This is a genomic window from Lysinibacillus sp. NPDC086135 (assembly GCF_044746345.1).
In the GTDB taxonomy this organism is placed as follows: domain Bacteria; phylum Bacillota; class Bacilli; order Bacillales_A; family Planococcaceae; genus Lysinibacillus.
Genome location: NZ_JBIVCA010000006.1, coordinates 100,101 through 110,255, shown reverse-complemented (window position 1 = coordinate 110,255; position 10,155 = coordinate 100,101). Strand labels below are relative to the sequence as shown.

The 10,155-nt window shown below is 34.4% G+C and carries 10 protein-coding genes; 7 read left to right on the top strand and 3 right to left on the bottom strand.

What is annotated here, in order from left to right; translation table 11 throughout:
* Nucleotides 1-344 precede the first annotated feature (344 nt).
* On the bottom strand, nt 345-1,163 hold the full coding sequence (locus tag ACIPKN_RS10320; RefSeq protein ID WP_400935723.1) for a glucosaminidase domain-containing protein: 819 nt from the start codon (nt 1,161-1,163) through the stop codon (nt 345-347).
* Between the two features lie 580 nt (nt 1,164-1,743).
* Between ACIPKN_RS10320 and ACIPKN_RS10315 the strand changes: the two genes are divergently transcribed.
* The 6 genes from ACIPKN_RS10315 to ACIPKN_RS10290 all read left to right on the top strand — a co-directional run bounded on the left by ACIPKN_RS10315 (nt 1,744) and on the right by ACIPKN_RS10290 (nt 7,429).
* On the top strand, nt 1,744-2,703 hold the full coding sequence (locus ACIPKN_RS10315) for an ABC transporter ATP-binding protein (RefSeq protein WP_400935721.1): 960 nt from the start codon (nt 1,744-1,746) through the stop codon (nt 2,701-2,703).
* Entirely contained in the window at nt 2,696-4,210 is a 1,515-nt protein-coding gene (locus ACIPKN_RS10310) for an ABC transporter permease/substrate-binding protein (RefSeq protein ID WP_400935719.1), read from the top strand. The genes ACIPKN_RS10315 and ACIPKN_RS10310 overlap by 8 nt, the downstream gene beginning before the upstream one ends.
* A gap of 479 nt (nt 4,211-4,689) precedes the next feature.
* Nucleotides 4,690-5,928: a DUF5068 domain-containing protein gene (locus ACIPKN_RS10305; protein ID WP_400935717.1), complete on the top strand. Its 1,239-nt coding sequence runs from the start codon at nt 4,690-4,692 to the stop codon at nt 5,926-5,928.
* Between the two features lie 288 nt (nt 5,929-6,216).
* Nucleotides 6,217-6,747 carry a TetR/AcrR family transcriptional regulator gene (locus ACIPKN_RS10300; protein ID WP_400935715.1) on the top strand — a complete coding sequence of 177 codons (531 nt, stop codon included), beginning with the start codon at nt 6,217-6,219 and terminating at the stop codon, nt 6,745-6,747.
* A gap of 5 nt (nt 6,748-6,752) precedes the next feature.
* A complete protein-coding gene (locus ACIPKN_RS10295) occupies nt 6,753-7,079 on the top strand; it encodes a DMT family transporter (RefSeq protein ID WP_400935713.1) in 327 nt (108 codons plus the stop codon).
* 14 nt (nt 7,080-7,093) lie between these two features.
* The gene (locus ACIPKN_RS10290) at nt 7,094-7,429 is read left to right on the top strand and encodes a DMT family transporter (RefSeq protein WP_400935711.1); all 336 of its coding nucleotides are present in this window, start codon (nt 7,094-7,096) and stop codon (nt 7,427-7,429) included.
* Between the two features lie 72 nt (nt 7,430-7,501).
* Here the strand turns inward: ACIPKN_RS10290 and ACIPKN_RS10285 are convergent, their stop codons facing one another.
* The gene (locus tag ACIPKN_RS10285; protein ID WP_400935709.1) at nt 7,502-8,557 is read right to left on the bottom strand and encodes a DUF4179 domain-containing protein; all 1,056 of its coding nucleotides are present in this window, start codon (nt 8,555-8,557) and stop codon (nt 7,502-7,504) included.
* 2 nt (nt 8,558-8,559) lie between these two features.
* Nucleotides 8,560-9,102, bottom strand: a complete 543-nt coding sequence (locus ACIPKN_RS10280) for a sigma-70 family RNA polymerase sigma factor (protein ID WP_400935707.1) — start codon at nt 9,100-9,102, stop codon at nt 8,560-8,562.
* 444 nt (nt 9,103-9,546) lie between these two features.
* On the opposite strand from ACIPKN_RS10280, the gene ACIPKN_RS10275 reads away from it, so the two are divergent.
* Nucleotides 9,547-9,978, top strand: coding sequence for a hypothetical protein (locus tag ACIPKN_RS10275; RefSeq protein WP_400935705.1), 432 nt, complete (start codon nt 9,547-9,549; stop codon nt 9,976-9,978).
* Nucleotides 9,979-10,155: the final 177 nt, after the last annotated feature.

The window sequence follows — 10,155 nt, the reverse complement described above, 5'->3', positions numbered from 1 at the left end:
GATGATGTGCATGAACTTAAGAGTGATGTACACGTACTTAAGGATGATGTGCATGAACTTAAGAGTGATGTACACATACTTAAGGATGATGTGCATGAACTTAAAAGTGATGTACAAATACTTAAGGGTGATGTCTTTGAACTTAAAATTGGACAAGCAGAGCTTTAGAAAAATATTATCGAAAATTTAGGTGAGTTTACTGAAAAAATTGCTCAGCAGGTAGAAGGTAGAACTTACGCTTTAAATAAACGAGTCTTTGACTTAGAAACTGTGATTTACAGATTTATAAGTTAGTATAAGCAAAAAATCTCCATGTCTATAATTATTCATGGAGATTTTTTATATTAATATTTATAAATATTTAATTGTTGACCGGCTTCAAGTCTATCAGATCGAAGCTGATTCCATTGTTTAATGGATGTAACTTTAACATTATGAGCCTCTGCAATATGCATAAGAGAGTCACCATCGGCTACAGTAATTGTTTTTTTATCTTTCACAGGACTGTCATACTGTTGTAAAGCATACTTTGCTATCACTGCATTAAGCTTTTCATTGTATTGTGAATCTGTTGCATAGGAGCCTGTTAAAAACTTCGTAGCATCTGCATAAGACTTCGTATTGCTTTTAAAAACGCCTGCATAGAAATTTTTGTTCCAGGAAACCCCATTACGCATTAATTTTACATAATCTTGTATGGAAGCTTCATAGGAAGGGTATTTGCGAAATGCAGCCATCACCCTTGTCATATTACCTGAACCATCATCCTCAGATGTTTCCAATGTTACGGAGTTATTTTGGTAACTGCCTTTCATACCAAATAAATTGTTATTTGGAGCGGATCCAAGGCCACTTTGTCCATGCTCACTTTCTAACACCGCTTGCGCAATGATAACCGATGCATACAAGTCATTCTCGGAACCTTGTTGTCGAGCAATTTCAGCAATAGCGCCAATAAACTCTTCTACACTAGGGCTATTATCGACAACTACAGGCTCTTCAGTTTCATGAGTATTGAAAAATTGTGTCACCATAAAAAACGAAATACAGATAACAATAACAGTAATCAGAAGAACTTTGAAAAAATTAATGAAGTATTTCATTGTCATTGATGTTGGTAGATTACCACATCTTCCTCCTTTCTTTGCATTAACGAGGTTCATATATTTCTAATTATTACAGAGTTATAAATAGAAATAAAGTCAGTTTTCTATAATAGAGTACATCATTCATAGAACGAAAAACCCCCTCATTTAGTTCCTTAATTTCTAGCATAATCGAGAAATGAAAGGCCAATTAAAATATAGTTGCAATCATTACTAGGTAGTATGAACATTTCTGAAGTTAGTCATTTTGAAAGGAAATCTTTATTGAAGGTTATTTATTTGTACCCAAAGACAGTATACGATTTTCTATGGAAATTATGAGACAAATAGAGGAGAGCGTCAAGAGGACCAATGTCTTGATATGAAACAAAAAAGTAAGTTTGAAATGACTTTAGTTAGTGAAATATATATAGTAACTTGATGTCCCTTTTAAAAGAGTTAGTTCTAGACCTACTATGCTGAACGTATATGAAATGAAGAGGATAAAAATAGTAGTTTATTTCTAGATTAAAACATTAAGTCAATATATATTGTTGCCAAAATGATCAAGGTAATCTTTGCAAATGTTGTAGGTGATGTCCGTTCTGAACTAACAGTATGTCATTATGGAGGCGCATTACTAAAAGGAGCTTATACAATGATAGCATTTGAAAATGTCACAAAAAAATATGTAAATGATCAAGTCGCAGTAAAAGCTATTAATTTAGAGATCAATAAGGGAGAATTTTTTGTTCTTATTGGACCGAGTGGTTGTGGAAAAACAACTTTATTAAAGATGATTAATCGATTAATTCATTTAACAGAAGGAACCATCCGCATTAACGGTAAAAGAATTAGTGATTACAACATTCATGAATTGCGATGGAATATCGGCTATGTCCTACAACAAATTGCACTTTTCCCCCATATGACGATTGAAGAAAATATAGCTGTTGTGCCTGAATTAAATAAATGGGGTAAACTGCAAATCCAGCAACGAGTTGGCGATTTATTGGATATGGTTGGACTTGAACGAGATAAATATAGTCAGCGTAAGCCAATAGAGCTTTCTGGTGGTGAACAACAAAGGGTCGGTGTTGTTCGTGCATTAGCAGCTGATCCCGAAATCATTTTAATGGATGAGCCTTTTAGTGCTTTAGATCCGATTAGCCGCACAAAATTACAAGATGATCTTCTCGAGCTTCAGCAAACGATACAAAAAACAATCGTTTTTGTTTCGCATGATATGCAAGAGGCCTTAAAACTTGGTGATCGCATATGTGTAATGAAGGATGGAGAAATTGTACAGATTGGTACTCCACGTGAAATCATAGACAATCCTGTTAATGATTTTGTTCGTGAATTTGTTGGGGTAAAAGAGTATGGGACTTTCCATATCCAAGCTGTACTTGGACCAATTGCTGATGAGGTTCATCAAAGAAATCAAGCGAACGCCATTTCTTCAAAGGATTCTTTGCATACCATTCTTCAAAAATTAGCTCAATATGAATGTTTAAGTGTGGAAGAGAACGGGACAATAATTGGTGTTGTCACGAGAGCAACCATGCTTCGTTATCTAGCACATGATTCCTTAGAGAGAGGTAATTTAAATGGCTAACTTTTTTGGTGTGTTTAATGAACGAAAAGGCCAGCTATTGGCATCATTATTAGAGCATATTCAAATTTCATTCATTGCATTATTTCTTGCGGTAGTGATTGCTATCCCTCTAGGAATCTATTTAACGAATAAAAAGAAAATAGCAGAAAGTATTATCGGTATTAGTGCAGTTTTACAAACGATTCCTTCATTGGCGTTATTGGGGTTGTTGATTCCGTTGTTTGGCATCGGAAAAGTACCTGCCATTATTGCTTTAGTTGTTTACGCACTACTTCCGATTTTACGTAATACATTTACTGGGATAAACGAAGTAGATCCGTCTTTAAAAGAGGCTGCGATGGCGATGGGGATGAATACGCGAAAGCGATTAGTGAAAGTAGAATTGCCTCTTGCTATGCCTGTTATTATGGCAGGGATTCGCACAGCTATGGTATTAATCGTCGGAACGGCAACTTTAGCGGCATTAATCGGAGCTGGGGGATTAGGGGATATCATTTTGCTTGGAATTGACCGAAATAATACCGCACTTATTATTTTAGGGGCTGTCCCTGCGGCGATTTTAGCATTAGTGTTCGATTTCTTCCTAAAAAAACTAGAATCACTGTCGTTTAAAAATACAATTTCGGCATTAAGTATTATTAGTGGAGTAGCATTAATAATGATAATCTTCCCGTTACTAAACTTCAAAGAGAAAGAAGAAATTGTCATTGCAGGTAAGCTTGGCTCTGAGCCAGAAATTCTAATTAATATGTATAAAATGCTTATTGAAAATGAAACAGACTTAAAGGTGCAATTAAAACCTGGACTTGGTAAAACTTCCTTTGTATTTAATGCACTTAAATCTGGCAGTATCGATATTTATCCAGAATTTACTGGAACGGCAATTTCAGAGTTTTTAAAAGAGGAAGCCATCAATAATAATCAGGAAGCTGTTTATCATCAGGCAAAAGAAGGCATGATGAATAAATTTGGTATGGTGATGCTTAGTCCGATGAAATATAACAATACGTATGCATTGGCAGTATCGAAACAAATGGCTGATACTTATCATTTGCAAACAATTTCTGACATTAAGCCTATTCAAGAAACGATAAAAGCCGGTTTCACATTGGAATTTAATGATCGAGAAGATGGTTATTTGGGCATTCAAAAGCGTTATGGTATTACACTTTCTAACATAACAACGATGGAGCCGAAGCTTAGATATCAGGCGATCGAATCAGGAAATATAGATTTATTAGATGCTTATTCAACGGATAGTGAAATACGTCAATATCATCTGCAAGTTTTAGCAGATGATCAGCAACTATTCCCACCTTATCAAGGGGCTCCTTTACTAAGGAAAGAAACGTTAGAAAAATATCCTGAGATTGAAACAGCCTTAAATAAGCTGTCAAATCAAATAACAGATGATGAGATGCGCGAAATGAATTATCGAGTAAATGTAAAAGGCCAAAACATAGAAGAAGTGGCACGAGACTATTTAACAAAGGCAGGATTGTTATAAGACGAAAATCATCTGATATAAGTAGCTAGAAAAGAGATGCTTATCTTTTATCTAGCTTTTTTGTTTTTCTCGAACTTTGACCTATCGATAAGAGAATATATTTGCATGAAAAGGAAGCGACAGCAACAATAAAGGTAAAAATACGTGAATTCACATGTGACTATATTCTTAGGTATATTGTACTTATTCTCTGATAACTGCAGAGAAATACAGGTGTTTTAGTAAATTAATAAGTATTACTAAAAGGAACAACCTCAAAAATGATTAGATGTGGTAAATAAAGGTAATATGAAAATGACATTGAATTATTCAATAGACAATATTTGGATGCTGGTTATTTCGTTAGTACAATTTCTTCCAGTTCAAGTTGTTTCGGAGATGAAAATGGATTAAAATGGGTATCAGCTCAAAAAATAGCTTTTATTATTTACTTTTACAGTTGGGCCTAAAAACTTTAAAGACACGTCTTGGAGGAAGAAATGAAAAAGAATTTATTTTTAATGTCTTCACTAATTTTATCAACTTCAATTATTTTTAGTGGCTGTGGAAAAAGCGCGGACGAAACAAAAAAAGATGATGAACCTAAGAAAACACAGGAGGAAAAAGGACAAGATAAAGTCCAAAAGGAAGAATCTAGTTCAGCTGACTTTGCTTCTTTAATTTCTTATATGGAAAAAGAAACTCAAGGGAAAACGAAAGTTCTTTTTGAAAACAATGAACCACAAGTACATAAAATGGAGAATGTTTCAATTTCGCTTGATGCATATTCAGTTGTAGAATTAAAGGATTTCCACACAGACTTTAATATCCCATTTGGTGAACAAACAAACGGTGGCGTCATTTTAGCTAAATATACAGTGAAAAATGACATGGATAAAGATGTGTATTACATGCCTACTTTAGACGCGACATTCACTGGTGCAACTAAAGATTATACGAATGATAAGTATTTAATTCCTGAAGAAGATCAATTACCAACAAAACTAGGCTATAAAACAGATTATTTATTAAAAGCGGGTGAAGAGGTAACGGGGTATATCGCTTATCCATTCGGTGAAACAGATTTAGCAAAAATCAATGAACTTGGTACAGTAACTGTTATGGTTTCAAAACCGTTTACTGAAAAAGAAAATTATGGCTCTACTTTTGGTTCAGATGGAAGATTTAATCTTGCTTTAACTACGAATGGTTCGAAAAAAGTAGCAAGTAATTCGTCATTTTATCAAGATAAAGTAACAATGGACAATATGGGCGAAAAGACGATGTTAAAGGAAAAAAGCGACATCAATGAAAGTAAGAAAATAGGGGATGTAAATGCTATACTAGAAGGGTATCAGTTTACAAAATTTACACCAAATGAAGTGGAAGCTCCTCGTTTCTCTAATTTCACTAATGGTGTCACTTTATTAACAGTGAAGTTTAAGTTAGAAAATAAAGCAAAAAGTGAAATCGGTTTATCATCTATGTCATCAAAATTGACAGTTAATGATGGTAAGCAATATTCATTAAGCGAAGGTATGCTATTAAATTACAATTATAATGAAGTTATTAAAGCTGGAGAAACTGGCGAGCTATTACAAGTTTTCGTATTAGATCAAGAGCAATATGAAAAAATTTGGAAAGATAAAGCCTTTGAAATTGAATTCGGTCCTATCCGAAATAAAGGAGCGGAAGATACTTCAAAAGGTAAAAAAGAAACGTTTATATTACCGAAATAAATTTAAGGAGCCCTCTCAATATTTGAGAGGGTTTTAGTTTGGCGATAAAAGAATGAATACAAAATATGGTGTAACTATAAGCATAGGTTGATTTTCATTACGAACTGGCGCTTTCCACGGGCTCGGCTTCAATCTCCACGTTACTATGTTCCGACGTGTTGTTTTCACAAGTTCATTCAGCATCAGATCCCAAAATTTTTCGTATTGTAATTGACGATGTGCAATAAGAGTTATAATATAGAAAAAGACCGACCAGACGGTTTTTTTATTTTAAAAGGGAGCGATTGTATGTCATCAAAAGCAGATTTAAAACGTTCACATATTATCCAAACGGCGATTGATTATTTAAAGGACAATGATTTAAGTACTTTAACTTTAGATAAAATAGCTAGTCAAGCAAACATTAGCAAAGGTGGATTATTGTATCATTTTAAGACGAAGGATGCGCTTCAAACAGCAATCGCTGAAACGATTTTGAATGAGGTTGTACAATCCTATGAACATTTAGCAAGCCTTGAGCAAGGGACAGGAAGATTGACGAGAGCATTTATCTTCGCGTCACAAAAAGATCTTGCGAACGGGGCATCCTTAAATATTGCGATTCAAATTATGCAAAATGACCATTCAGCCATCTCAACAGTTTATGACTGTTTACTTGACGAATTGTTCCAAGATGGTTTGGAGGAATCCGTTGTTCATCTGATTCGATTAACAATTGATGGATTGTATTATTCGAAACTATTAAATATCGCACCGATTTCCGCTAAGGCAGCAGACGGTGTCTTTGCACAATTAATGCACATGACAAGGAAGGACTAACATACATGAGTGCTTTTGGTTTTTTATTCATTTCAATTATCTCAGAAGTTTTTGCTAGCTCGATGTTGAAACTTACAAATGGCTTTAAACGATTACTACCGTCAGTGGGTGTAGTAGTTGGATATGGAACGGCTTTTTATTTCCTTTCTCTAACATTACAATCTTTAGCAATTGGCACTGCGTATGCGATATGGGCAGGAGTAGGAACGGCGCTAACGGCGGTCATCGGTGTAGTCTTTTATAAGGAATTATTCAATCTAAAAAAAATTATGGGTATTCTATTAATTATTGTCGGTGTGGTTATTCTTAACCTTGCGGGTAGCGGACATTAAGGAGGGATTTGTAAATGAAAGGGTATTTATTTTTAACGTTATCCATTGTCAGTGAGGTATTTGCAACAACGATGCTTAAGTTTTCAGAAGCATTTACAGTTCTAGGTCCCTCGGTAGCTGTCGCATTTGGATATGGCATTTCGTTTTATTCATTATCTCTATGTTTAAAAACGCTACCATTAAGCCTTGCGTACGCCGTTTGGTCCGGTGTAGGCACAGCATTAACAGTCATTGTGGGAATTGTTGTATGGGGAGATATTTTTAATCTTTACTCAGCTTTAGGCATTACATTAATCATTGGTGGAGTTATTCTACTAAATCATGGGAATCAAAATAATGCCACAACGTAACGTCTAAAGAGAAAACGTCCATTGTCAAATTGGACGTTTTCTTTTTTATATTTTCAAGATTGGTAGACTTAATTATTTGTTCAATTGGGTAGTAATTGTGTACTCATGAAACACTTTGACAACATCCTTGTGAGGAACGCCACTTTTTACATTAATAGAGTGCGGAACGAGTGTGATATTTGTTATTGGCTCCATATTTTCCTTCTGGAAGCGAAGTGTAGAATTTTCGAGCATTGTTTTAAAAGCAGATTGACCTAACTGATTATTATTCTGGTCGTATAATCTAAATTGGACATCATAATCCATTGTCTTGTCAGGCGCCGGAAACATATGATAATAAAGAATTAATGAAACGGGCGATTGAGTAATTTTTTCAACTACAACTTTCTGTCCGTTCGGTAAAGAAAAAGATTGATTAATCATGGTTTCTGTTGTTTTAGCCGCAATGGCTTCACCTGTGGCAATGAAATTAAATTCCCAAGGGTCACTAATTTTATCGTTTTTAAAAGAAAACTGAATTTCATGTGGCTTAGAAAGCTCTATATTTGGAATGCTAATCTGACTATAAATGACAAATGTTTGGTCATCGATTTTATTATTACCTGCTCCTCCTCCAGACTCTACTTCCTTCCCATCTAATTCTATTTCAGGGAAAAGGGGCAGGTAATCTGTGTCTGGAAGGTGCTTATTAACTTGAAGATATTCCGAGTTTGGAACGGGTTTATTGCTATGATAAGTAGTCGTGATGAAAAGTTCTCCTTGATCTAACATAACTTCATTTAACGTTAAGGTTCCATATTTATTTTCTTTTGTTTGTCCGATTATATTTTTATACGTTGTATACATTTCGTCATTAACAGCTGGGTGATTCATATATTGTTCAATAAAGCTACCTATTATGGGTAATTTAGCAAGTGCATTTGGGCTAGAAATGGCTATTGTAGCGGCAAGCATAGCGACACCTACCCCACTTAAAATTGTAAGCTTCTTCTTTTTTGATGTTTGTGTTTTCAATTTTGAATGCAGACGTTTTTTTATACGTGCTATTTCTATATCTGACAACGGGGTTTCATCATATTCTTCTGTTTGAACCTTTGCTCGATTAAATAGTTTAAATAATTCACTCATTTTTATAGCCTCCCTGTAATCCATTTTTGTTTTAATGCACGAAGTTTATGACGTCCACGGGAAAGTCTGTTATGTATAACCGGGACAGACACATTAAATTCTTTTGCAATGTTCTTGGAATTTACATTATCTAAATAATATTTTTTAAATAATAATTGGTCCTCAACAGATAAATGTTGTAAAAGTTCTTCGACGTCCTCTAATTCTGTCCTCTCAGTATTTGTGAAAGACTCTTCAAATTCTAAAGTTGAAATGTAGCGTTCATTATAACGTTGTAATTTTTTTCTTCGATCCAGCGCTTTATATTTTGCAATGATCGCAATCCAATTTTTAAAAGATCCTTTCGCTTCATCGAAAAATTCACCATTTTCCCAAATAGCAAGTAATGTGTCATCCAAACATTCATCAACTTCTTCTAAGTAAGGAAAGAGATGTTTAGTGATGATGCTTTGTAGTAATCCACCATATTGCTCAATGATGAAATGTAAAGCATGTTCATTGTGATTTTGTAGTTCATAAACGACATTTTCAGCTTGTATGTTCATAACAAACTCCTTTCTAAATTAAGTCGCTTCTTACCAGTTTGCTTGAATAGTCAGTGAATAGAACTATTGTTTATCCGAATACTTATCAAGGCAAACAGGTGAGGCATCTATTTCATCGTTCACTATTAAATACGATTTTTTTTATTGAAAACTATCCTGAAATAAAAAACTTTTTAAATTAATTTGATTTTTCGATGAAGGTTTTTCATATTTTACGAAGATTGCGTAACAATAGTGTAAATGTTTCACTCTGCTCTGAAGCATACATATTCAAACAAAATGACCAGTTTTATATGTAAAACGAAAAAAATTGTCATATTTCTTGTCTTTACATATTATAACGAGAGGATGTTGAATAAAGTGAAACTTTCGTTTAGGGCAGTTGATCTTCCACTAGTATCAATGCTAGTAAATTTTAATAAAGACTTGGAAGGAGCGGAGGAAATGAATAATGAATACAAAAAAAAACATTTTCTATGTGAAGCGCTCTACGACATAAAAGCACTCCAGGATGTGATAAAGGATTTTCATTCTAAATATTTTGGTCAGCTTCTTGTGAAAATAGTGGGAAGCGATACGATTCCTTTTTTTTTAATAACACACAACGGCAGTCATTTAAGGTTGATGGATACTGTAAAGCAGTTTGAAACAGAGTTTTTTCGCATAGAGGCTATTGATCGAGAAAGTTGTCGCGGAACTGTTTCGCTTTTGCGAGCCTATGATTATGAAGGACATGATACGAATTTAATGGCAGAGGTTGTCCGATTAGAGCGAACATCCTCAGAAAAATCCATTGACTTAAGTGGTATATCTGCGATTCAGTTATTAAAGCCTGACATGTTAAAAGGGAAATTTATCATTGAGCCCAAATGGTGAAGTTAACGCCTCCGACGGATGTTACGGAAATCGGAAAGGAGTTAAAAAAGGATGTTAGCCTATGGCATTACCGAAATGACCGACATCGTGTTGGCCCTTGTGCAGCCTAAGTACAAAGCCGATTTAAGGACACAATTATGCCGAGGTAAAATACTATTAAAATAACATAAAAATTAG

Excerpts from the sequence above, each read along its gene's own strand:
- ACIPKN_RS10320 (WP_400935723.1), bottom strand. The coding sequence starts at position 1,163 with ATGAACCTCGTTAATGCAAAGAAAGGAGGAAGATGTGGTAATCTACCA.
- ACIPKN_RS10290 (WP_400935711.1), top strand. The coding sequence starts at position 7,094 with ATGAAAGGGTATTTATTTTTAACGTTATCCATTGTCAGTGAGGTATTT.
- ACIPKN_RS10300 (WP_400935715.1), top strand. The coding sequence starts at position 6,217 with ATGTCATCAAAAGCAGATTTAAAACGTTCACATATTATCCAAACGGCG.
- ACIPKN_RS10285 (WP_400935709.1), bottom strand. The coding sequence starts at position 8,557 with ATGAGTGAATTATTTAAACTATTTAATCGAGCAAAGGTTCAAACAGAA.
- ACIPKN_RS10315 (WP_400935721.1), top strand. The coding sequence starts at position 1,744 with ATGATAGCATTTGAAAATGTCACAAAAAAATATGTAAATGATCAAGTC.
- ACIPKN_RS10305 (WP_400935717.1), top strand. The coding sequence starts at position 4,690 with ATGAAAAAGAATTTATTTTTAATGTCTTCACTAATTTTATCAACTTCA.
- ACIPKN_RS10280 (WP_400935707.1), bottom strand. The coding sequence starts at position 9,102 with ATGAACATACAAGCTGAAAATGTCGTTTATGAACTACAAAATCACAAT.
- ACIPKN_RS10275 (WP_400935705.1), top strand. The coding sequence starts at position 9,547 with ATGAATAATGAATACAAAAAAAAACATTTTCTATGTGAAGCGCTCTAC.
- ACIPKN_RS10310 (WP_400935719.1), top strand. The coding sequence starts at position 2,696 with ATGGCTAACTTTTTTGGTGTGTTTAATGAACGAAAAGGCCAGCTATTG.
- ACIPKN_RS10295 (WP_400935713.1), top strand. The coding sequence starts at position 6,753 with ATGAGTGCTTTTGGTTTTTTATTCATTTCAATTATCTCAGAAGTTTTT.